Source organism: Mesorhizobium sp. M0145 (assembly GCF_040322355.1).
In the GTDB taxonomy this organism is placed as follows: domain Bacteria; phylum Pseudomonadota; class Alphaproteobacteria; order Rhizobiales; family Rhizobiaceae; genus Mesorhizobium.
Window position 1 is genome coordinate 270,045 of record NZ_JAMYTK010000001.1, and the last position, 23,188, is coordinate 293,232.

Genomic DNA, 23,188 nt, shown 5'->3' on the forward strand with positions numbered 1-23,188 from the left:
CATGGCTTTTCTGGAAATTGACGGGCTGAAGAAGCGTTTCGGAGCGGTCGAGATCCTGAAAGGCATCGACCTCGACCTGGAAAAGGGCGGCTTCCTCGTGCTGGTCGGGCCTTCCGGTTGCGGCAAGTCCACGCTGCTCAACACTATTGCCGGCCTGGAAACCATCACCGAAGGGGAAATCCGCGTCGACGGACGCACGATCAACGATCTCCACCCCTCCAAGCGCGACATCGCCATGGTCTTCCAGAGCTACGCGCTCTATCCGAACATGACGGTTGCCGGCAATATCGCCTTCGGCATGGAGATGCGCGGCGTGCCGGCCGGCGAGCGCCAGAAGGCGATCGACAAGGTGGCGAAGGTCCTGCAGATCGGCCATTTGCTGAAGCGCAAGCCAAGCCAGCTCTCCGGCGGCCAGCGCCAGCGCGTCGCCATGGGCCGGGCGCTGGTGCGCGATCCAAAGCTGTTCCTGTTCGACGAGCCTTTGTCCAATCTCGATGCCAAGCTGCGTGTCGACATGCGCATCGAGATCAAGCGCCTGCACGCCACCACCGGCACCACCATCGTCTACGTCACCCACGACCAGATCGAGGCGATGACGCTGGCCACCAAGATCGCGGTGATGCGCGACGGCGAGGTGCAGCAGTTCGGCACGCCAGCCGAAATCTATAACAATCCGGTCAACCTGTTTGTTGCCGACTTCATGGGCTCGCCGGCGATGAACCTGATCCCGGCGACGATCGGCAGCAACGGCAGCGGCTTCTCCGTCGTCATGGAGCGCGAGGCGCGCCAGCCGATCTCGCTGCCGCTGGGCAATGCGCCGGCCGGCCTGTCGGCATTCCAGGGAAAACCGATCATCTTCGGCGTTCGCCCGGAAGCATTGACCGATCCCGAGGGTGCCGAACGCAACGCCTCGAACATCGCCCGCGCCGACTGTCACATCGAGGTCATCGAGCCGGCCGGCTCGGATACGTTCGCGGTCACCAATCTCGGCGGCAAGGCGGTGGTGGCACGGCTGCGCGCCGATGCCAAAATCCAGCCCGGCACGATCACGCCGCTCGCCTTCAACCTGACCAAGGCGGTGTTCTTCGATCCGGCGACCGAGAAACGCATCGTCTAACGGCCATGACAAATCCCGACATCGTCATCATCGGCTCCGGCATAGGCGGCGCCACGATCGCCTCCGGCCTTGCCGGCGGTGGCGCCTCGATCCTGATGCTGGAGCGCGGCGAACCACTGCCAGCAACGCCGCACACACGCGACACCCGAGCCATCTTCGTCGATGGTCACTATCGGCCGAAGGAGATGTGGCTTGAGGCCGGCGGAGCGCCGTTCAACCCGGGCAATTACTACTATGTCGGCGGCAATTCGAAATTCTACGGCGCGGTGCTGATCCGCTACCGCAGGGAAGACTTTTCGGAGATGGAGCATTATGGCGGCGTCTCGCCGGCCTGGCCGTTTTCCTACGAGGAATTCGAGCCCTGGTATTCCAGGGCCGAGCAGCTTTTCCGCGTGCGCGGTGCACTCGGCGAAGACCCGACCGAGCCGTTCCACTCGATGCCCTACCCTTTCGGGCCGGTGCCCGACGAGCCGCCAATCGCGCGTGCCCGCGCCGAGTTGAAGAGCCTGGGCCTGCACCCGGCATCGCTGCCGCTCGGCGTCGACATCGAAGCCTGGCTGAAAGACGGCAGCACGCCGTGGGACGCTTTTCCCAACACCGGCGTCGGCAAGGTCGACGCCCAAACGGGACCGCTGGCCGCCGCCCTTGCCGACCAGAAGATCAAGCTCGAGACCGGCGCCCATGTCGAATATCTCGAGGCATCGCCGGATGCGAGGACGATCATCGCCGTCCATTATCGACAGAACGGTACGCTGAAGAAAGTCGCGCCGAAGCTGGTCATCCTATCGGCCGGCGCAGTCAATTCCGCCGCCATCCTGCTGCGCTCGCCCACCCCTCAGGGCAGAGGCGGTGGCAAAGGCCTGGCCAACCGCTCCGACCAGGTCGGCCGCAACTTCATGAATCACAATTCGAGCGCCATGCTGGCGATCGATCCACGCCGCCGGAACAAATCCGTCTACCAGAAGACGCTGATGCTGAACGATTATTATCTGTCCGACGGCAAGTGCGGCAAGCCGCTCGGCAATGTCCAGCTCCTCGGCAAGCTCGACGGCAACATCCTCAAGGCCAATGTCAGGCGCGCGCCCAAATTCGCGCTCGATTTCATGGCCGGCCGCGCCGTCGACTGGTATCTGATGTGCGAGGACCTGCCCGATCCCGAGAGCCGCATCATGATCGACGGCAAGGACATCGTCATGCAGTGGCGGCGCTCCAACATGCAGTCGCTCGACGGACTGACCAAGGTGATGCGCGAGAATTTCCGCGCCTGCGGCTATCCGATCGTCCTGTCGCGTCCGTTTGACAAGCGCACGCCCTCACATCAGTGCGGCACGGTGAAGATGGGCAACGATCCAGCGACCTCGCCGCTCGACCCGTTCTGCCGCTCCTTCGACCACAGCAATTTGTTCGTCGTCGATGCCGGCTTCCTGCCGAATTCGGCCGCCGTCAATCCGGCGCTGTCGATCGCCGCACAGGCGCTGCGCGTCGCCGATCATATCCGCAAGACGGAGCTTGCAACATGAGCCGCCCGGCAGCGATCGTCACCGGCGGCGCGCGCGGCATCGGCCTTGCTTGCGCCGAGGCGCTGGCCGACGCAGGCTTCGACATCCTCCTCTCAGACCTTGCCGACGAAGCCGCCGACGGGCTCGCCGCCGACATCACCGGGCGCGGCGCGAAGTTCGCCTATGCCAGCAGCGACATCGCCGACCTCGACGGCCACGCAGCGCTGATTGATGCCGCGACAAGCGCCTTCGGCCGCATCGACTGCCTGGTCAACAATGCCGGCATCGGCGCCGTCCTGCGCGGCGATCTGCTCGAGCTCAAGCCCAAAAATTTCGACCGGGTGCTCGGCATCAATCTGCGCGGCACCGTATTCCTCAGCCAGGCCGTCGCCAAAGCGATGCTCGGCCTGCCAAGCGATGGTGCGAGATCGATCATCACCATCACCTCGGTCAGCGCCGCCATGGCCTCGCCGGAACGTTCCGATTACTGCATCTCCAAGGCTGGGCTTTCGATGTGGGTGAAGAACCTGGCGCTGCGGCTTGCCACCGAAAACATCGCCGTGTTCGAGGTGCGGCCGGGCATCATCCGCACCGACATGACCGCGGGTGTGACCGCCAAATATGACGGGCTGATCGACGGCGGGCTGGTGCCGGCGATGCGCTGGGGCGAGAGCGAAGATATCGGTGCCGCCGTGGCAGCACTCGCCGGTGGCAAGTTCGGCTTTTCGACCGGCTCGGTCATCAATGTCGATGGCGCGCTGTCGGTGCCGAGGCTATGAACAGGTGACGCCATGACGGACTACATAATCGTCGGCGCCGGCCCGGCCGGCTGCGTACTCGCCAACCGGCTGAGCGAAGATCCGTCGCACCAGGTGCTGCTGCTCGAAGCCGGCGGCAAGGACTGGCATCCGCTGATCCACATGCCGGCCGGTTTTGCCAAGATGACCAAGGGCATCGCCGCCTGGGGCTGGTCGACGGTGCCGCAAAAGCACATGAACGACCGCGTCTTCCGATACACGCAGGCCAAGGTGATCGGCGGCGGCTCGTCGATCAACGCGCAGATCTACACGCGCGGCAACGCCCGCGACTACGACGCCTGGGAGAAGGAAGAAGGCCTTGCCGGCTGGGGCTATCGCGACGTGCTGCCCTATTTCAAGCGCGCGGAGAACAACCAGCGTTATGCCAACGATTTCCACGGCGACCAAGGCCCGCTCGGCGTGTCGAACCCGATCGCGCCGCTGCCGATCTGCGAGGCCTATTTCCGTGCCGGACAGGAGATGGGCATCCCCTTCAATCCCGACTTCAACGGCGCCAGCCAGGAGGGCGTCGGCTATTACCAATTGACGCAGAAGGACGCGAAGCGCTCCTCCGCCTCGGTCGCCTATCTCAGGCCGATCCGGGAGCGCAAGAATCTCACCATCAGGACCGGCGTTCTAGTGACACGCATCGTCGTCGACAAAGGCCGCGCCGTCGGCGTCGAGATCGTCGACAGGCCGGGCGGCCAGCCAACGATCCTGCACGCCGAGCGCGAGGTGATCGTCTCGTCCGGCGCCATCGGCTCGCCGAAGCTTTTGCTGCAGTCGGGCATCGGCCCGGCCGACCATCTGAAGGCGGTCGGCGTGACACCGGTGCACGATTTGCCCGGCGTCGGCTCCAACCTGCAGGATCATCTCGACCTGTTCGTCATCGCCGAATGCACCGGCGATCACACCTACGACAACTACGCCAAGCTGCACTGGACGGCTTGGGCCGGGCTGCAATATCTGCTCCTGAAGAAAGGCCCGGTGGCCTCCAGCCTGTTCGAGACCGGCGGCTTCTGGTACGCCGATCCGACCGCCGCCTCTCCCGACATCCAGCTGCATCTCGGCCTCGGCTCCGGCATCGAGGCCGGCGTCGAGAAGCTGAACAATCCGGGCGTGACACTGAACTCGGCCTTCCTGCGCCCGCGCTCGCGCGGCATGGTGCGGCTGAACAGTGCCGACCCGGCCGACCGCCCGCTGATCGATCCGAACTATTGGTCCGATCCCTATGACCGTGACATGTCGATCAAGGGGCTGAGGCTGGCGCGCGAGATCATGCGGCAGAAGGCGCTGCAGCCCTATGTGCTGCGCGAGGTACTGCCGGGACCCGACCTGCAGAGCGGCGACGAGTTGTTCGACTACGCTTGCCGCAGTTCCAAGACCGACCACCACCCGGTCGGCACCTGCCGCATGGGCCACGATGCGATGAGCGTGGTAACGCCAGATCTCAGGCTGCGCGGTATCGAGGGCCTGCGCGTCTGCGACGCCTCGGTGATGCCGCGCATCCCCTCCTCCAACACCAATGCCCCGACGATCATGGTTGGCGAAAAAGGCGCCGATCTGATCCTTGGCCGCGAGCCGCTGCCGCCGGCGGTGTTTTCCACCAACCGAGCGGCATGAGGGACAAAGAATGATCAGGCATTGTGTCTTCGTCAGATTTCGCAACGATGTCGCCGACGCCGAGCGCGCGGCAATCCATGCCGATCTCGAAGCGTTGCGGGCTGTGATCGACGGCATGGGCAAGGTCGAATTCAGCGCCAATACCAGCCCGGAACCCTTCGCCCGCGGCTTCACGCACGGCTTCACCATCGACTTTCGCGACGCTGCGGCACGCGATGCCTATCTGGAGCATGAAGCGCACCAGCGAGCCGGCGCAAAACTGGTCGCGGCGCTCGAAGGCGGCACCGACGGGCTGATGGTGTTTGATCTGGAGATCGCGTGACTATCCCATTCTCAGCGCAACGACGCCGGCAACGATGCTAAGCACCGCGGCACCTCGCCATGCCGTCATCTTCTCGCCGAGCGCGAAGACCGAGATCATCATGGCGAACAGGATCGATGTTTCGCGCAGCGACGCCACCGAGGCGATCGGCGCCTTGGTCATCGCCCACATCACGATCCAGTAGGCGCCGCCGCTGAGCACGCCGGTATAGATTCCGGCCTTCCAGTCGCGCGCCAGCACCGGCAGCGCCTGTGGGCCGCGAAAGACGACGCATAGCACCAGCGCCCACAGCGCATCGCAGACGAACAGCCAGGCGGCATAACTCGACGCGGTGGCGGCCAGCCGCGCGCCGCTGCCGTCCGACAGCGTGTAGCTGGCGATGAAGATCGATGTGCCCAGTGCGAAGCCGACGGCGCGCAGGTTCAATTTCTCCAGATGCGCGCCGCCGCGAAACGACAGCACCAGCGTGCCCGCCGACAACAAGAGGATGCCGAGAATGGCGAGCGGCGCCGGCATCTCGGCAACCACCACAACGCCCCCCAAAGCGGCCAGCAATGGCGCGGTGCCGCGCGCCAGCGGATAGGTCTGGGCGAAATCGCCGGCCTTGTAGGCGCCGATCAGGAACGTCCTGTAGCCCATGTGGAAGACAACCGAGGCGAGGATGTATGGCCACACTTCCGGCTTCGGCACCTCGACGAAAGGCAACGTCACCAGCGCAGCGGCACCCATGCCGAGCGTCATCAGTGTGATCGACAGAAAACGGTCGAGATGGACCTTGACCAGCGCGTTCCAGATCGCATGCATGGAAGCGGCGGCGAGCACCGCGAAAAAGACAAACAGGCTCATCGGCGGTTCATCCGCCGCCCGTCCCGATGACGATCGGCGTCTCCAGGTCGATATCGACCCAGAGCGGAAAATGGTCGGAAGCGATTTGCCCGATATCGGCGCTGACCGAGCGCACGCGCCCGGCAAACATGCCGCCGACGAAGCAATGGTCGAGCCGGCGCTTTGCCAGCCTACCATCGATAGTCTTCACATGGGTGTGGAAATCCGCTGTTGCGACGGCGGCGGCATCGACAAAACCGTCGAGATAGGCGGCACCGCGATGATAGGGCGCGCTGCCGACAATGCGCCGGTACTCGGCGCTATCCGGCTCCATGTTGAAGTCGCCCAACCAGATCGCCGTTACGGGGTTTTCTGGCTCCTGTTCGCCATTGCTCCAGTTGCGCGCCGGCTCGTCGTCGGCGCCGCTCCATGGACCGCCCTCGGACGGCGCGCGGCGATGCTCGGCGAGCAAATAGTCGATCTGCTCCAGCCGCTCCTCGGCCGCGATATGCGCCAGATGCAACGACAGCACCCGCACCGGACCGGCAGGGGTGCGGATCATGCATTCGAGTGCGGCATTGCGGGTGTTGAGCGGCCGCAGCGTGCGCCTGAGCGGCAGCGTATGCAGCCGCGACCAGACGATCGGAAGCTTCGACAGAACCATGGTGCCGAATTGCCGCCGCCGGTTGACGATGCGGCCTCCACGCCGGTGGCTGGCATCCATGTCGAAGGCCGGCCCGTAGACCCAATGATAGTCGGGCAGCAATTGCGAAAGAAGTTCCGGCTGGTCGTCCTCGTTGCTGCGCAACCAGTGCCGTTCCACCTCCTGCAAGGCGACGATGTCGGCGCCGGCCACGACCTTGGCACAACGCGCCAGGTCGTAGCGGCCATCGCTGCCGAAGCCGTACTGGATGTTATAGCTGACCAGCTTCATTGCTTATCCGGCTCAGTTTCCTGCTGGCAGTAGCCGTTCGCTGACAGCCTTGCAATGTGCAGCCGGGCGGAGGGAGCTTGGGCCAGATGCTAAGTGGTCAGCGGCTGGAACCGACCGGGCGGGGATGCTGCCAGTTCCGACCAGTCGATTTCTTCCTCAAGGCGGTGGTAGGCTTCGTCGCCGATCGTCCCGTCGATGCGCAAACGCTCCAGCGCATCGCGCTGGCTCTTGATGGCGTAAAGACGCAATCTGTCATACTCGGTCGCCGCCTGGGCATCCTCCGGGTTTTCGGCGATGGCGCGCTGGGCGGCATATTGCTCTCGCACCGCCCCGGCCGCGCTCGATGTCTTGCCGCTGAGCACGTCCAGCGCCGCCTGCATGATGGCGACGCGCGCCTGCGCCACCTCCCGGTCGACCGTCCGGTCGAGGTCGAGATTGAGCAGAAGCAGCAACGGTTTCAGGCTGACGCCTTGCAGCACCAATGTGCCGAGCACGACCGTGAAAGCGGCGAGCACGATCGGATCACGGCCCGGAAAGTCGGCCGGCAAGGCGAAGGCTGCCGCAAGCGTCACCAGGCCACGCATGCCGCACCAGCCGATGAGCACGCCGCCGCGCAATGTCGGTGCGTCCTTCCGCCTGTCCTCGTCGCCCAGACGTGCCAGCGCTCTGAGGATCGCGCCGCAGCCCAGAACCCAGACGAGCCGCGATACGATGACGACGGCCAGCACAGCCAGGGCAAAGACGAACGCCTCGCTTTGTCCTTGCTCGGCAAGTCGGCCGACGATGGACCGCGCTTGCAGGCCCATCAGAACGAAGGCCAGCACGTTGAGCACGAACACCGCCGTCTCCCAGACCGAGTAGGAGCTGACACGATTCCTTGCCGGCATGCGGCGCGGCGATGTACGTGCGATCGTCATGGCATAGACGACGATCGTGATGATGGCGGAAAGCCCTATCCTGTCGGCCAGGATCCAGACGCCGAAGGTTGAGGCGAATTGCACCACGGTGCCGCTCGCCGGGTCGTCGATGCGGCCGAGTATGGCGAGAGACAACCGGCCGAGCACATAGCCTGCGGCAAGGCTGCCGACCGTCGACAGCAGGATCATTGGAACGGCACTGCTCAACAGGATGGAGCCGGCGGCTGCGGAAACCGACATCCTGTAGATCAACAGCGCCGTGGCGTCGTTGAGAAGGCTCTCGCCTTCCAGGATGGCGGTGATGCGGTGCGGCACCTTGAACTGTCCGAGCACGGCCGCCGCCGCCACCGCATCGGGCGGCGCTACGATCGCGCCGAGCGCTATGGCCGCGGCAATGGGCAGGCCTGCCATCGTCCAGCCGACCAGCGCGACCGTCACGGTGGTGAAGATGACGGCGCCAAGCGCCAGCAGGATGAGCGAAACCTTGTAGCGGTTGAGATCGCGCAGCGACGTGTCATAGGCCGCGTCGAGCAGAACCGGCGCGATGAACAGAGCGAGCGCCAGCTCCGGGTCGATCTCGATGGTCGGGGCAAACGGCAGGAAGGCGATGCCGGCGCCGGCCAGCGCCAGCAATGACGGATAGGGAATCTGCAGACGCCGCGACAGCGCGGTCAGGGCGACCGCGATGAGAAGCAGGACAAGGGTGAGTTCAAAAAGCGCCATGCCTTATCGTAGCGGTGAAGCCGGGCGATTGGCACTGCAAAAAACGGCCACGGCTTAGGCTGCTGGTGAATGGTGAATGGTGAATGGTGAATGGTTGCTTGCAGAGCAATTTCGGCGCGTAAAGCGCATTCTCACTATTCACTATTCACTATTCACTATTCACCATTCACTCTTCTCCTAATGCAGCACCAGCATGTCGCCCGACGAGAACGAAATTTCGGCCTTTTCGCCGACGGCCGGCGGCGGCGTGGCCGGGCTGTTGAACGTGTCGAGCGAGACCGTGCTGCCACCGATGCCGACGCGCACCCGGATGACCGAGCCGAGGAAATGCACCTCGGCGATTTCGCCCGAAAGGCTGGAGTCGCGGCCGGGGTGACGCCCGAGCGAAATCGCTTCCGGACGCAGTGCCAACGACAGCGTGTCGCCGGATTTCGAGCCGTTGAGCTTGCCCTTGAGCGAGACCTCTTGCGAATTGACGCGAACCTTGCCCGAAGCCGCGTCGGTGACCGTGCCTTCGAGCACGTTCAGCGTGCCGACGAAATTGGCGACGAATTTGGTTGCCGGCCGGTTGTAGATCTCGAACGGCGTGCCGACTTGCTCGGCCTTGCCGCCATACATCACCGCGATACGGTCGGAAATCGACAGCGCCTCTTCCTGGTCGTGGGTGACGAAGATGGTGGTGATGCCGAGCTTCTTCTGGATCGAGCGGATTTCCTCGCGCAGCGACACGCGCACCTTGGCGTCGAGTGCCGACAGCGGCTCGTCGAGCAGCAGCAGTTTCGGCTTGGGCGCAATCGCCCGCGCCAGCGCGATGCGCTGCTGCTGACCGCCGGAGAGCTGATAGGGATAGCGGTCGCCCATCTGCGGCAGCTTGATGATGTCGAGCATCTCGGCAACGCGCCTGTCGGCATCGGCCTTCGGCATGCCGGCGACCTTCAGCCCGAAGCCGATATTCTGTGCCACGGTGAGGTTCGGAAACAGCGCATAGGCCTGGAACACCATGCCGACATTGCGCTGGTTGGGCTTCAGCCGGGTGATGTCCTTGCCGGCCACGACGATCTTGCCGGCGCTTGGCTCCTCGAAACCGGCGACCATGCGCAGCACCGTCGTCTTGCCGCAGCCCGACGGGCCGAGGAAGGAGACGAATTCGCCCGGCTCGACGTCGAGGTTGAAATCCTGCACCACGGTGATGGGGCCGAAGGATTTTCGCACATGCTGGATTGAGAGGAATGGCTCGGTCATGGCTTTTTCCTTCGGGTCAGTTCGGACGGTTCGCCGATCGCGGCGCGAAGCGCGACAAGATCTGGATCAGCGACATGCAGCCCCAGGTGATGGCGAAGGCGATGATGGCAAGCGCCGCCGGCTCGTAGGCGCGGTTGGCGCCGACGTTCTGCAGATAGGGTCCGAAAGCAGGCCGGTTGAGCAGGCTGGCCATGGTAAATTCACCGATGACGATGGCGAAGGTCAGGAAGGCGCCCGACAGCACCGCGATCAGCACGTTGGGCAGGATGACCCGAGTGATGATCGTGCCCCAGCCGGCGCCGAGGATCTGCGCCGCCTCAGTCAGTGTCCGCACGTCGATTGTGCGAAGCCCGGTGTCGACGGCGCGATACATATAGGGCAGCGCGAGTGTCGCATAACCGATGACCAGCAAGGCATTGGCTCCTGTCTCGCTGGCCAGGAACGGCAGCGGTGAGTTCGACCCGTACATTCTGATGTAGCCGAAGACGATAACGATGGCCGGGATGACCAGCGGCAACAGCGTGATGAACTCGACGACGGGCCTTAGCTGCGGCAGCCGCAGACGAATCCAGTACGCCGCCGGCACCACCACCAGCACGCCAAGGACGATAGTGAAGATGGCGGCGACCACCGAATAGATGAAGGTCGCCTGGAAGCGGGGATCGCCGAGCACGACCTGATAAGCATCGAAGGAATAGGCGCCGCGCCGCATGCGCATGGAGAATTCCACGGTCGCGATCAGCGGAATGAAGAAATAGGCCGCGCCCAGCGCGAAGACGATCCAGGCCCAGAATCTGCCGGACTTCATTTGAGCCACCTCTCAGAGCGCGTCCGGAACCAGATGTAGAAGACATTGGCCAGCCCAGTGATGACGATCATGCCGAAGGCGATGGCGTAGCCGAGATGGGCATTGTGCAGCACGTCACCGCGGATCTGCGCGTAGAGCAGGATAGGGACGATATTAAGCGAGGAGCCGGTCAGAGCGTAAGCGGTGGCGATGGCACCGAAGGCGTTGGCGAACAAGAGGATGACGGTGCCGAGGAAACTTGGCCAGATCACCGGAATGACGACCATGCGCCAGAACTGCGCCTGGGTCGCGCCAAGCGTTGCCGCCGCTTCGCCCCATTCCTTCTTCAGCCCATCGATCGCCGGCACGATGATCACCACCATCAGCGGGATCTGGAAATAGACATAGGTCAGCGTCAGGCCCCAGAACGACAGGATGTTGAAACCATGGGCATAAATGTTGAAGCCGACCAAGACGTTGAGCAGCACCGTGGCGAGCCCAAGCCGGCCGAGCGTCGCGAGAAAGGCGAAGGCCAGCGGCACGCCGGCAAAATTGGAGGCCACGCCGGAAAAGGTCAGTGTCGCCGAGCGTATCCACTCCGGCAGCCCGCCGCGCACGATGGCGATGGCAATGGCAAGCCCCGCGAAAGCACCGATCAGCGACGAGGCGAGGCTGACCTTGATTGAGATCCAGTAGGCGGCAACGATCGACGGCTGCGCCAAGGCCGCTATGTTTTCGAAAGTGAATTCGCCGGCATCGTTCCGGAATGCGCCCAGCATCAGATAGAGCGTGGGCAGGATCAGGAACATGATGGCGAAGATGAAGAAAGGCGCAACGCCAAGCCATTGCGTCGGCAGCCTCATGCTGCGGGCGTCGGCAGGAGGCGCGGTCTTCCCGGCAACAGCGTGATCGGACAACGAGATATCGGTCATGCGCCGGCTACCGTCCTGGAGGTATGCCGGGCGGCGATCTAAGCCGCCCGGCTGATCTCAAGTCTTACTTGACGTTGGCGCCGACGACGGCATCCCAGTTCTTGGTGATGGCTTCCTTGGCCTTGCCCTGCTCGTCGAGCGTCGGGAACACCGCGGCTGCATAGGACTCGGCCGGCGGCAGCTTGGCCATCACGTCAGCCGGGAGCTTGCCACTCTTGGCGAGGTCGTTGAAGCGGATCGGGTGACAATAGCCCTTCAGCCAGCCGATCTGGCCTTCGTCGGAATAGAGATATTCCAGCCATAGCTTGGCAGCATTCGGGTGCGGCGCGTAAGCACTAATCGCCTGAACATAGACGCCGGCGACGACACCGGTCTTCGGCACGACGACGTCGACCGGCGGATTGCCCTTCAGCGTATCACGGCCGGCAAGCGCGTTATAATCCCAGGTCACCAGGATTGGCGTCTGGCCTTGGGCAAGCGTCGCGGGCTTGCCGATGACCGGCACGAAATTGCCGGCGGCGTTGAGCTTCTTGAAGAAGTCGAGACCAGCCGTGCCGGCGGCTTCGCCGGCAGCCGCACCGCCGGAAAGGCCGGCGGCATAGACTGCCTGGATGGCCTGGTTCGAAGCACGCGGGTCACCGGCGAGCGCCACGGTATTGGCGAATTCCGGCTTCAGCAAGTCGGCCCAGTCGGCCGGCGCTTCCTTGACCAGGTCCTTGTTCACCAGAAACGAAAGCACGCCGTAATAGTCGCCGGTCCAAAAGCCTTCGGCATCCTTGGCGCTGTCCGGGATCGAGTCCCAGGTTGATACTTTATAAGCCTGGATCAGGCCATCCTTCTTTGCGGTCGGGCCGAAGCTCAGGCCGACGTCGATGACGTCGGGCGCTTGCGGGCCCTTGTTGTCCTTGTTGGCCTTGATCGCCTCGACCTCGTCGCCGGAGCCGGCATCGGGGTTGAGCTCGTTGATGGTGAGTTCCGGATATTTTGCCTTGAAGCCGTCGATGACCGCGCCGTAGCCGCACCAGTCATGCGGCAGCGCGATGACCGTGAGCTGGCCTTCAGCCTTGGCTGCGGCGACCAGTTCATCCATGGACTGGGCCGACGAGATGGCAGAGGTCGCCATCAGGGCGACGGCCGAAAGGGAAAGCAGTTTTCCCGTGAATTTGAACATGTGTTCTCTCCGTTGAACTGACGCCGTTGGACGCCTGCGATGCGGTATCGTTTTCGTGTGACAGCCAGATGAAAGCTTTGTGAAAGCGATGCCCCGCAGTACGAAAAAGTAAACTCTTTTTAACCGGCTGTAGCAATCGCTTCGCGATTCTTTTTCCGGCTAACTAGTTTCGATCTTGCCTTTCATCTTTCCCCCTTTCCTTTGCCTCTTTTCCCAAGTCGATTTCCGATGCGAAAATTTTCTCAGACGGTGCCGGCGATGGCGTTTTCGAGCAGCGTCAGCGCCGCCTTTTTGGTCAGCTTGACCGGGTTGCCGCCGGCGGTCGGATCGACCACCGCCATGTCGGCGATCAGGCCCTTGCGTTTCTTGTCCATGTCGAGCCCCTTGATCAGGCCGGGCAGCGCATGCGGCACCTTGAGCTCCTTGCGCAGCTTGATGATCGCCTTCGCAAAACCGTCGAAGCCGCCCTTGATGCCGCAATAGGCGGCGAGCCGGGCTATGCGCGGCTCGATCGCCTCTCGGTTGAAGGCCAGCACGTAGGGCATGAACACGGCGTTGGTCATGCCATGGTGGGTGTCGTAGAGCGCGCCGATCGGATGCGACAGCGAATGAATCGCTCCAAGCCCTTTCTGGAAGGCGGCCGCTCCCATGGCAGCGGCGCTCATCATGTTGGCGCGGGCGACCAGATCCTTGCCGTTGGCATAGGCTTTCGGCAGGTTTTCGAAGACCAGCCTTATGCCTTCCACGGCGATGCCGTCGGCCATCGGGTGATAGCCCGGCGCGCAATAGGCTTCGAGGCAATGGGCAAGCGCATCCATGCCGGTGCCGGCGGTGATGAAGCCCGGCATGCCGACCGACAGCTCCGGATCGGCAATGACGATCGCCGGCAAAAGCTTTGGATGGAAGATGACCTTCTTGGTATGGGTCGCTTCATTGGTGATGACGCCGGCGCGGCCGACTTCCGAGCCGGTGCCGGCCGTGGTCGGCACGGCGATGATCGGCGCGATCGCATCGGCATCGGCGCGCGTCCACCAGTCGCCGACATCCTCGAAATCCCAGACCGGCCGCGTCTGCCCGGCCTGGAAGGCGATCAGCTTGCCGAGGTCGAGCGCCGAGCCGCCGCCAAAGGCAATGACGCCGTCATGCTTGCCCTTCTTGAACACGGCAATGCCGGCGGTCAGGTTGGAATCCACCGGGTTCGGCTTGACCTCGGAAAATACGCCATACGGCACCTTGGCGTCGTCGAGGATCTTCAGCGTCGAGGCCACCACCGGCAGCCTGGCCAGTCCCGGATCGGTGACGAACAGCGGCCGCTTGATGCCGGTCGCCGCCAGCACCTCCGGCAGCTCCTTGATGCGTCCGGCGCCGAAGCGGACGGTCGTCGGGTAATTCCATTTGGAAACGAGTTTTGTCATTTCGACCTTCTTGACTGCTTTCGTGCTCTCGGATGTCGTCAATTCACAAAGGTATTGGCCACACGGTCTGACCGCATCATGTACGGAATCCAGATGGCTGCGGCCCAGACGGAACGGTAAATTCCGCGCATCGTTTCGCTGTCGAACGCATCAGCCAAGGTTGGAAAGCTCTCGCGAAAAACCAGATGCGCGGCCCATGGGTCGAGGATGGCATATACCGGCATCGCGACTGCCCAAATCATGTACCAGCCCGGGAATATCTCCCAGCGCTTGAACATGAAGAACAATAACAGGACCGGGGCTGTAAGGCTTAGAACGCCTGCTGTCACCAGTTCGGCAACGAGCAGCGCGCCTTGAGAAAAACTGAAGGCCTGCCAGTCGAAGCCGAGATAGTCGGTATTGTGCAGTTGTACCAACCCCAGTATCGGCGTGAGCATCAACCCGAGCATCGGCAGGACAAGCCATCCGCCGATACCCTCGGGACCCTCACCATCTGGCAGCACCGATTGTTGTGTATCCGCCATTACTCCCCCTCAACAGCGATCGCATGCCTGTCGATCGCCACCTTAGATCACCTCGCGCAGATGGTATGATTTCGGCCTGGTCAGATTGTCGTAGCCGATGGCCGACAGTGCCGCGCCCTTGCCGGTGTCCTTGACGCCGGTCCAGACCAGCGCCGGGTCGAGATAGTCGCAGCGGTTCATGAACACGGTGCCGGTCTCGACGCGGTCGCCGATCGCCGCCGCGTGGTCGGTGTCGCGCGTCCAGATAGAGGCCGTCAGCCCATAGGGGCTATCGTTCATCAGCGCGATCGCCTCCTCGTCGTTGCGCACCTTCATGATGCCGACGATCGGGCCAAAGCTTTCCTCGCGCATGACGCTCATCTGGTGGTCGACCTGGGTCAGCACTTCCGGCGCCAGATAGGGGGAACCTTGCCTGTCGTTGGCCACCTTCATATTGATGTGTGCCCTGGCGCCCTTGCGCAGCGCCTCGGCCTTCTGCTCGCGGATCAGGTCGGCGAAGCGCGCCTGCGCCATCGGCCCCATGGTGGTCGCCTGGTCGAGCGGATTGCCGACGACGTAGTTCCTGGTCTCGGCAATGAAGCCCTCGACGAATTCATCGTAGACCTTCTCGTGGACATAGACGCGCTCGATGCCGCAGCAGCACTGGCCGGAATTATAGAAGGCGCCGTCGACCAGATTGGCAACGGCATGGTCCATCTTTGCGTCCGGCAGCACATAGGCCGGATCCTTGCCGCCGAGTTCGAGGCCGAGCGTCATGAAGGTGCCCGCCGCCGCGTTCTCGATGGCGCGGCCGCCGGCGACCGAGCCGGTGAAGTTGACGTGGTCGATCTTGCCGGAGCCGAGCAGCCTTTCAGTCTGCGCGTGGTTCATGACGAGATTCTGGAACAGGCCCTTGGGCAGGCCGGCCTTATCAAACGCCTGCTGAAACCGCTCGCCGACCAACAATGTCTGTGCCGCATGCTTGAGGATGACGGCGCTGCCCGCCATCAGCGCCGGCACGATGGTGTTGACGGCGGTGAGATAGGGATAGTTCCACGGCGCGATCACCATGACCACGCCGAGTGGCACCTTCTTCACATAGCGGCGAAAGCCGTCCTTCGGATTGGAGGCCATGACCGGCTTCAGGGCCGCCTCGGCGATCTCGACCATGTAGCTGACGCGTTCCCTGACGCCGCCGAACTCGCCGCCATAGCGCACCGGCCTGCCCATCTGCCAGGCGATCTCCGGCACGATCTCGTCGGTCATGGCGACCAGCGCTTCCAGCATGGCAAGCATGTATTTGCCGCGCTCGACGACCGGCGTCTCAGCCCACTTCTCCTGCGCCGCCTTGGCACGTTCGACCGCGGCACCGATCGCCTGGTCCGTGGCAAGAGGCCGTTCGGCATAGATCGAACCGTCGACGGGGGATTTTATCTTGACCGTTTCGGTCATGCCTTGGGTCCTCGCATTCTACAATAATGTCGTTGGTTAGCACCGCCCCTCATCCGCCTGCCGGCACCTTCTCCCGTATACTGACGGGGAGAAGGGACAAGCTCAGCGCCGGGCCCCCCTCTCCCCCGTTCTTCACGGGAGAGGCTGAGGGTGAGGAGCGGCGCCAACGTTGCCAGATTATTCAATACCGCTCGAACCCCCTGTGCAGTTCCCAGTCCGTAATCCGGCGGTCGTACTCGAACTGTTCCCAGTGTGCCGTGTGGACGTAATGTTCCAGCACATCGTCGCCGAGCGCCTGCCTCAGCATTTTCGATTCCGCCAGTGTCGCCGCGGCGTCGCGCAATGTCTTTGGAATTTCGGGCAGCTGCGAGGCCTGGTAGGCATCGCCGACGAAGGGCTTCTGCAGCTCAAGCTTTTCATCGATGCCGGCAAGCCCGGCCGCGATCAGCGCGGCGAAAGCCAGATAGGGGTTCAAATCGGCGCCGCCGATGCGGCATTCCATGCGGATGCCTTTGGTGCCCTCGCCGCAAAGACGGAAGCCGGCGGTGCGGTTGTCCTCGCTCCACATGATCTTGGTCGGCGCAAACGTGCCGGCCTGGAAGCGCTTGTAGGAATTGATGTAGGGCGCCAGGAACCAGGTGAATTCCTTGGCATATTTGAGCTGGCCGGCCGCCCATTGCTGGCCGAGTGTCGACAGCGTCCACTCGGCATTTTTGTCGTAGAACAACGGCGTCTTGCCGTCGGCGCTCCACAGCGAATTATGGATGTGGCTGGAATTGCCGGCGAGCCCGTAATTGTACTTGGCCATGAACGAGATCGCCTTGCCTTCGGACTCGGCGATTTCCTTGGCGCCGTTCTTCAGGATGACGTGGCGGTCGGCCATGTCGAGCGCCTCGGCGTAGCGGACATTGATCTCTTCCTGGCCTGGCCCCCACTCGCCCTTCGAATTCTCGATCGGGATGCCGGCCGCCTCCATCTCGTTGCGCAGCCGGCGCATGACGCCTTCTTCCTTGGTGGTGATGCCGATCTGGTAGTCGCCGATGTAGGGCGATGCCGTCTCGAGGCCCTGCCAGTGCTTCTTGCGGGCGGAATCGTAGGTTTCGCTGAACAGATAGAATTCGAGCTCGGAAGCGAAATAGCCGATATAGCCGCGATCCTGCAGCCGCTTGACCTGCTTCTTCAGCATGGCGCGCGGCGAATGCGCCAGGTCGTCATGGGTATGGTGGTCGAGCACGTCGCAGATCACCAGCGCCGTCTTCTCCAGCCACGGAACGCGCCGCAGCGTCGCAAGGTCCGGCTTCATGACGAAATCGCCATAACCCTTCGACCAGCTCGCCGCCTTGTAGCCGGGCACCGGTTCCATATCGATGTCTGCGGCCAAGAGATAGTTGCAGCCATGCGTCTCGTCATGCGCGGAATCGACGAAATACCGGGCCAGGAACCGCTTTCCCGCGAGCCGCCCCTGCATATCGACGATGCAGGCCAGCACCGTGTCGACCTCGCCGCTGGAGACCGCTTGCTTCAACTGATCGAAGGAGAAATTTCCGGCCATTCCTTTGGCACTCCAGCGCTTGTCGTTTCGGGCTTGTCACTTTGAAAAGGAAACGGAAATCCATGGCCGGCACGATGCCGGCCATGGTCATCAGAGAGCGTCAGGCGCCGGCTTCGCCGACGGCTATCTCGGCTGCCTTGATCGCCGCCTGGCGCTTTGCGATCTGGTCGCCGATGGGCGGACCCTGGAAGCGGCGGTTCTCGAAACCGAACCAAAGCACCGCGGTCAGCACAATGAAGCCCAGGGTGATATAGAGCACTTTGTCGTTCGGCGGCTGGATGGCGATGTAGAAGATGATCGCCATGCCGATGACCGACAGGATGCAAAACAGCTTGAACAGGCCGGCGCCGAGATTCCATGGGCCGGGGTTCGGCCATTTCTCCGTTCCGAAAGCCATCATGCCGAGCACGATCGGAATAATGAAGGACAGAAACAGGAACACCAATGTCGAATTGACGACGATGGTATAGATGTTCGTGCCGCCGACCGAGATGAACTGGGCAAGAAAGACATAGATGACCTCGAGCACAGCAGCCGTCCAAATCGCATTGACCGGCGTGCGCCAGGTCGGGCTGACCTTGGCTAGCGAGGCCGAGCCGACCGGCATGCCGCCGTCACGCGAAAAGGCGAAAAGCATGCGCGAGGCAGAGGTGACCGTTGCCAGACCGCAGAGGAACTGCGCGATCAGAATGCCCAGATAGAGCAGTGTCTTCAGCCACGCCGGCAAGATTGCGTCCATCGTGGCGAAGAACACGCCCCAGCCCTGCTTGGCGCCGGCCGCCAGATCCGGAATCGCCAGTACGATCGCGCACAGCATCACCCAGCCGATCAGCGACGACCAGAGTACGGACGAAACGATTGCCCGCGGAACCGAGTGGGCCGCCCTCAACGTTTCTTCCGAAGTATGCGCCGACGCGTCATAGCCAGTGATGGTGTAAACCGGCAGCAGCAGGCAGAGCAGGAAGAGATACGTCATGGAATCGGACTGCGGGAAAACACCGCCCCCCGCATCGCCCGAATAGTTCGTGAACGTCCACAGCCGCGTGATGTCGATCGCTGGCGCAAACACCAGGCAAGCGACGATCAGCACGGCTGTCGTTGCCAGGATCAGGAAGCCGGAGGCGTCCGTCAGCATAGCCGTCAACCTGATGCCGAAATGATTGAGCAGCGCCTGCAACACCGTGATGAAGGCGACAAACCCGACGATCTCACCAGGCGTGCCGGTCATGCCGAAGGCTGCGCCGAAAGTGCCGACGAAAAAGAAAGCCGTGCCGATGTTGATCGCACCGAGCACGGTGATCAGGCCGAGCAGGTTGAGCCATGCGGTCAGCCAGCCAGTGAAACGGTTCCCCAGAATAGATGCCCAGTGATAGAGGCCGCCCGCGGTCGGAAATGCAGAGGCGATCTGGGCCATGGCGAGCGCGAAAAGTCCCGAAACCATGCAGCCGACGATCCAGCCGATACCAGCGCCCGCGCCACCAATGGACGATGTCGCTTGCGCGAAGGAATTGATGCCGCCTGAGAGAATGCAGATGATCGAGAACGAGATCGCGAAATTCGAGAAGCGGCTCATGCTTCGAGAAAGTTCCTGAGCATAGCCCATTCCATGGAGAACTTTCAGGTCCTCCTTCTTATCAACTTCACTGTAACCCGGTGCTACCATTTTGAAGTCCCCTTTTGGTTTCTTAGCTGGCCGATTGAACTGACTTTCCGACTGCGCTTGGTCTGGGGCCATTGGCCGCCTCGGGCTCCAGATTGAGAAAAATGCCGGTGAGCAGATCCGCCCATTTCCGCTGCCCGGCCGCGCCGGAGATCTCGTCGTTGCGGATTTCGATCATCGCGCAAGGCAGCCCGCGCGAGCGCGCATGGCGTTCCAGCGTGAAATAGACCCGGTCGGCCGGCGAATAGGGTTCGTTGACGCCGACGGTGACGCCGGCGAGCCGCTTCAGCGCCGCGATCAGCGGCGCCGCCAGCCGGCGGTCCTCGTCATGGATGATGCCGATGTGCCAGGGCCGGCTTTTGCCTTTGTAGAGCGGCGTGAAGGAATGGATCGAGACCAGCCTGGTCTCCCGCCCGGCCGCCGGGCGCTCGTCTACGATCGTTGCGATCCGCTCGTGAAACGGTCGCCACGCCAGCGCGATGCGCGCCTCCCGCTGGTCGGCCGAAAGTCCCTGGTTGGCCGGGACCACGGTTTTTTCGCTGGCGCTGACCGTCACTATCAGGTCCGGCGCGTCGAGCGGGCGGTTGCAGTCGATGACGAGCCGCGAGATGCAGGTCTCGACCAGCGTCGCATCGAGCGCCTCGGCCATGCGGCGCGCCACCGGCAAGGCGCCGGGATCCCAGGCGATGTGGCGGGAAAGATCCTCGGCGGCAAGGCCGAGCGTTCCGAATTCCGGTGGCAGGAAATTTGAGGCGTGGTCGCAGGTCAGCACGAAGGGGCTCGATCCGCCGGGGTTCGTCACCCTTACGGTTTCAGGCGATGCAAGGCTGGCGGGCCGTGCTGTCTCCATTGTCTGCTGTCCCCGGGGAGCGCTGTATCGTATGTTACGTATTTTGCCTCATTGCGTCCCTGCGGATGATTTCATACAGTTTGGCCGGCTTTGTCAAACGCGATTTCGATAATGCGCTAACGGCACGGCCAGGGTGGGGAAAAACATGGTTTCCAGCATTGCCGAACTGATCTCCGACCGCATCGGCACCATGCCGGCAGGCGAGCGGCGCGCAGCGCAAGCGCTGATCGCCAGCTATCCGCTGATCGGGCTGAAGACGGTCGCCGAATTCTCGGCTACGGCCGGCGTATCATCGCCCACGATCCTGCGTTTCGTCGCCCGGCTCGGCTTCCAGAACTATCCGGAATTCCAGTCGACGCTGCAAGACGAGCTGGCGGCGCAATTGCAGTCGCCGGCCTCGCGCACGCTCAATCCGCCATCGCCGGGCAGCAGCGCCGTGTCGCCGATGCTGGAGGCGACCCTCGACAACATGCGCGAGACCTTCCGGCATCTCTCGGACAAACAGCTTGCCGACATCGTCGCCAAGCTTGCCGACCGGCGCGGCAAGACATTCCTGATCGGTGGCCGCTTCACCGACCCGCTGGCGCGCTACATGGCCGCCCACCTCGCCATCATCCAGCCCAACGTTTTTCACCTCGGCGGGCAGGAAAGCGTCTGGCGCGACCGACTGATCGACATGGGTAAGCGCGACGTGCTGGTGATCTTCGACATCAGGCGCTACCAGGACAGCCTGGTCCGCTTTGCCGAGACGGCCAACCAGCGTGGCGTGCAGATCGTGCTGTTTACCGACCAGTGGCTGTCGCCGATCGCCCGCTTCGCCCGCCACGTCATCGCCGGGCGCACCGCCGTGCCTTCGGCCTGGGACTCATCCGCCGCCCTTTTCGTCGTTGCCGAAGCGCTGATCGGCGCCGTCACAAGGCAGCTCGAGGCCGACGGCGCCAAACGCATCCGCGAGCTGGAAAGCCTGCGGTAGAGCCCCTCCGGAAAGGGACGCGTTTCGCTTCGGTCTAGTCCTCTAAAAAACTGATCATCTGCAGGATCAGGATCAGCAAAAAGACGCCAAAGACAGTCGCAAAAACCGCTGCCAGCAGGACGGTGCGTTGTTTCTTACCCATGGCTTTCCCCCCGAAAGCATAGTCCCCGTCCACGAATACGAATGTCAGTCCCGCCCCACTGCTCGGCCACCTCCCAACTCCTCAAGACCCGCCTGCGGCTGGGGCGGAGGAGTAACGACGACTGGTTCACGCGCGAAATGAACAGCTTACCAAGGTGCTCGCTAACGGGCACGGCCGCATCATTCATCCGACCCATGTCACGGCCGAATGACCACCTTGCATTTCGGGCTTAACCATTCAGCCGCTAAAGCGTGCCCCACCCCAGCTACTTTACCCATGGCAAGCATGATCGAAGTTCGGCTAGCCTTGTCGACGCGAAGCCGCTTCCTGAACCAAAGCGCGGTGAACTGCACGGAGGAATTCGATGAGCTATCTGGACGAGCTGTTCTCAGTCGCCGGCAAGACGGCGCTGGTCACCGGCGCCGCGACCGGCATCGGCCGCATGGCGGCGACCGCTCTGGTCATGGCCGGCGCCGCGGTGATGATCGCCTCGCGCAAGAGCGAGGATTGCGTCAGGGTAGCGGGCGAGTTGAACGGCCTTGGCGCATCCGGCCGGGCGGAAGGTTTTGCCGGCGACGTCTCCAGCGAGGCCGGCATTGCGGCGCTTGTGGCCGAGGTCAGGGCGCGGACCGAGCGGCTGCATATCCTGGTCAACAATGCCGGCATCTCCTGGGGCGCGCCGCTGGAAAGCTTTCCCTACCATGCCTGGGCCAAGGTGTTCGGCGTCAACGTCACCTCGGTCTTCCACCTGACGCGCGAATTGCTGCCTCTGCTCGAGGCCGCGGCCAGCGACGCCGACCCGGCCCGGGTGATCAACCTCGGATCGGTGATGGGCACGCAGCCTTTAGCCGAAGATGCCTACTCCTACTCGGCCTCGAAGGCCGCGGTTCACCACCTGACGCGCATCCTGGCAATCGAGTTCGCCGCCCGCCGCATCACCGTCAACGCCTTTGCGCCTGGCCCTTTCCAGAGCCGGATGACGGCCTTCGCCACCGGCACCGAGGACCAGGCAAGACATATCGGCAACCACGTTCCGATCGGCCGCATCGGCGCACCGGATGACATTGCCGGCGCAACGCTCTATTTGTGCAGCCGGGCCGGCAGCTATGTCACCGGCGCCATCCTGCCGATCGATGGCGGGCAGTCGGTGCAACACGGGCTGACATTGTTCAAGGAATGAGACGCACGCCATCCGGCGAGTGAAATGCCGGGGGTGAAGATGGAGGACATCAGCGTGGAACCGATCAGTCTCGATGTGCTTCTGGCCAACGTCGGCAAGGAAGTCGGTGTGTCGCCATGGCGGGTCGTCACCCAGCGCATGATCGACCAGTTCGCCGATGCCACCGACGACCATCAGTTCATCCATTGCGATCCGGAACGCGCCAGCCGCGAAACGCCGTTCGGCGGCACCATCGCGCATGGCTTCCTGTCGCTTTCGCTGTTGTCGGCGATGACCTTCGAAACCATGCCGCCGCTGGAAAACAGCAAGATGGGCGTCAATCACGGCTTCGATTCGCTGCGCTTCCTGGCGCCGGTGAAGACCGGCTCGCGCATCCGCACCCGTTTCGTGCTGGCCGACGTCAAGGTCAGGCCGTCGGGGTGGGTGCAGACGGCGCACGACGTGACGATCGAGATCGAGGGCTCGAAAAAACCGGCGCTGACCGCGCGCTGGCTGACGCTGACGCTGATCGAACGCCAGCCGGAAGCGGTCTGACTCTCGTCGGGCGGAGAAGCCCAAATCTATCTGTGCCA

Annotated in this window: 21 protein-coding genes; 8 read left to right on the forward strand and 13 right to left on the reverse strand. The window is 63.1% G+C overall.

Annotation, left to right across the window (positions count from 1 at the left end; translation table 11 throughout):
• The first annotated feature begins 1 nt into the window (after position 1).
• The 5 genes from NKJ28_RS01380 to NKJ28_RS01400 are packed head-to-tail and all read left to right on the forward strand — an operon-like array spanning position 2 to position 5,358.
• The gene (locus tag NKJ28_RS01380) at positions 2–1,117 is read left to right on the forward strand and encodes an ABC transporter ATP-binding protein (RefSeq protein WP_352576144.1); all 1,116 of its coding nucleotides are present in this window, start codon (positions 2–4) and stop codon (positions 1,115–1,117) included.
• A 5-nt stretch (positions 1,118–1,122) separates the two neighbouring features.
• A complete protein-coding gene (locus NKJ28_RS01385) occupies positions 1,123–2,637 on the forward strand; it encodes a GMC oxidoreductase (RefSeq protein WP_352633683.1) in 1,515 nt (504 codons plus the stop codon).
• Positions 2,634–3,395, forward strand: a complete 762-nt coding sequence (locus NKJ28_RS01390; protein WP_352633685.1) for a 3-ketoacyl-ACP reductase — start codon at positions 2,634–2,636, stop codon at positions 3,393–3,395. Before NKJ28_RS01385 ends, NKJ28_RS01390 begins: the two co-directional genes overlap by 4 nt.
• A gap of 12 nt (positions 3,396–3,407) precedes the next feature.
• Positions 3,408–5,036 (forward strand): GMC family oxidoreductase, encoded by a 1,629-nt coding sequence (locus tag NKJ28_RS01395; RefSeq protein ID WP_352633687.1) that lies wholly within the window; start codon positions 3,408–3,410, stop codon positions 5,034–5,036.
• Between the two features lie 10 nt (positions 5,037–5,046).
• The gene (locus NKJ28_RS01400; RefSeq protein ID WP_352448247.1) at positions 5,047–5,358 is read left to right on the forward strand and encodes a Dabb family protein; all 312 of its coding nucleotides are present in this window, start codon (positions 5,047–5,049) and stop codon (positions 5,356–5,358) included.
• Here the strand turns inward: NKJ28_RS01400 and NKJ28_RS01405 are convergent, their stop codons facing one another.
• From NKJ28_RS01405 to NKJ28_RS01465, 13 genes are all read right to left on the reverse strand, one after another.
• Positions 5,359–6,204, reverse strand: coding sequence for an EamA family transporter (locus NKJ28_RS01405; protein WP_023675361.1), 846 nt, complete (start codon positions 6,202–6,204; stop codon positions 5,359–5,361).
• A 7-nt stretch (positions 6,205–6,211) separates the two neighbouring features.
• Positions 6,212–7,117 carry an endonuclease/exonuclease/phosphatase family protein gene (locus NKJ28_RS01410; protein WP_352633689.1) on the reverse strand — a complete coding sequence of 302 codons (906 nt, stop codon included), beginning with the start codon at positions 7,115–7,117 and terminating at the stop codon, positions 6,212–6,214.
• Positions 7,118–7,206: 89 nt separating this feature from the next.
• Positions 7,207–8,757 carry a cation:proton antiporter gene (locus tag NKJ28_RS01415; protein WP_023675359.1) on the reverse strand — a complete coding sequence of 517 codons (1,551 nt, stop codon included), beginning with the start codon at positions 8,755–8,757 and terminating at the stop codon, positions 7,207–7,209.
• A 177-nt stretch (positions 8,758–8,934) separates the two neighbouring features.
• Positions 8,935–9,999, reverse strand: a complete 1,065-nt coding sequence (locus NKJ28_RS01420) for an ABC transporter ATP-binding protein (protein WP_023675358.1) — start codon at positions 9,997–9,999, stop codon at positions 8,935–8,937.
• A 16-nt stretch (positions 10,000–10,015) separates the two neighbouring features.
• Positions 10,016–10,807, reverse strand: a complete 792-nt coding sequence (locus NKJ28_RS01425) for an ABC transporter permease (RefSeq protein WP_023675357.1) — start codon at positions 10,805–10,807, stop codon at positions 10,016–10,018.
• Positions 10,804–11,718 carry an ABC transporter permease gene (locus NKJ28_RS01430; RefSeq protein WP_023675356.1) on the reverse strand — a complete coding sequence of 305 codons (915 nt, stop codon included), beginning with the start codon at positions 11,716–11,718 and terminating at the stop codon, positions 10,804–10,806. The genes NKJ28_RS01425 and NKJ28_RS01430 overlap by 4 nt, the downstream gene beginning before the upstream one ends.
• 64 nt (positions 11,719–11,782) lie before the next feature.
• Entirely contained in the window at positions 11,783–12,889 is a 1,107-nt protein-coding gene (locus NKJ28_RS01435) for an ABC transporter substrate-binding protein (protein ID WP_023675355.1), read from the reverse strand.
• 242 nt (positions 12,890–13,131) lie between these two features.
• The gene (locus NKJ28_RS01440) at positions 13,132–14,304 is read right to left on the reverse strand and encodes an iron-containing alcohol dehydrogenase (RefSeq protein WP_023675354.1); all 1,173 of its coding nucleotides are present in this window, start codon (positions 14,302–14,304) and stop codon (positions 13,132–13,134) included.
• 38 nt (positions 14,305–14,342) lie between these two features.
• Entirely contained in the window at positions 14,343–14,828 is a 486-nt protein-coding gene (locus NKJ28_RS01445) for a DUF2569 domain-containing protein (protein WP_023675353.1), read from the reverse strand.
• A gap of 42 nt (positions 14,829–14,870) precedes the next feature.
• Positions 14,871–16,259, reverse strand: coding sequence for an aldehyde dehydrogenase family protein (locus NKJ28_RS01450; protein ID WP_023675352.1), 1,389 nt, complete (start codon positions 16,257–16,259; stop codon positions 14,871–14,873).
• 181 nt (positions 16,260–16,440) lie between these two features.
• Positions 16,441–17,811 (reverse strand): glutamine synthetase family protein, encoded by a 1,371-nt coding sequence (locus tag NKJ28_RS01455; protein ID WP_352633692.1) that lies wholly within the window; start codon positions 17,809–17,811, stop codon positions 16,441–16,443.
• A 100-nt stretch (positions 17,812–17,911) separates the two neighbouring features.
• Complete coding sequence (locus NKJ28_RS01460) at positions 17,912–19,474, reverse strand: amino acid permease (protein ID WP_352588205.1); 1,563 nt, start codon at positions 19,472–19,474, stop codon at positions 17,912–17,914.
• Between the two features lie 22 nt (positions 19,475–19,496).
• A complete protein-coding gene (locus NKJ28_RS01465) occupies positions 19,497–20,321 on the reverse strand; it encodes an N-formylglutamate amidohydrolase (protein ID WP_352633694.1) in 825 nt (274 codons plus the stop codon).
• A gap of 145 nt (positions 20,322–20,466) precedes the next feature.
• Here NKJ28_RS01465 and NKJ28_RS01470 point away from each other — a divergent pair, with 145 nt between their 5' ends.
• From NKJ28_RS01470 to NKJ28_RS01480, 3 genes are all read left to right on the forward strand, one after another.
• Positions 20,467–21,294 carry a MurR/RpiR family transcriptional regulator gene (locus NKJ28_RS01470; RefSeq protein WP_023675348.1) on the forward strand — a complete coding sequence of 276 codons (828 nt, stop codon included), beginning with the start codon at positions 20,467–20,469 and terminating at the stop codon, positions 21,292–21,294.
• Between the two features lie 506 nt (positions 21,295–21,800).
• Positions 21,801–22,616: an SDR family oxidoreductase gene (locus NKJ28_RS01475; RefSeq protein WP_023675346.1), complete on the forward strand. Its 816-nt coding sequence runs from the start codon at positions 21,801–21,803 to the stop codon at positions 22,614–22,616.
• Between the two features lie 39 nt (positions 22,617–22,655).
• On the forward strand, positions 22,656–23,150 hold the full coding sequence (locus NKJ28_RS01480) for a MaoC family dehydratase (RefSeq protein ID WP_031211357.1): 495 nt from the start codon (positions 22,656–22,658) through the stop codon (positions 23,148–23,150).
• Positions 23,151–23,188 lie beyond the last annotated feature (38 nt).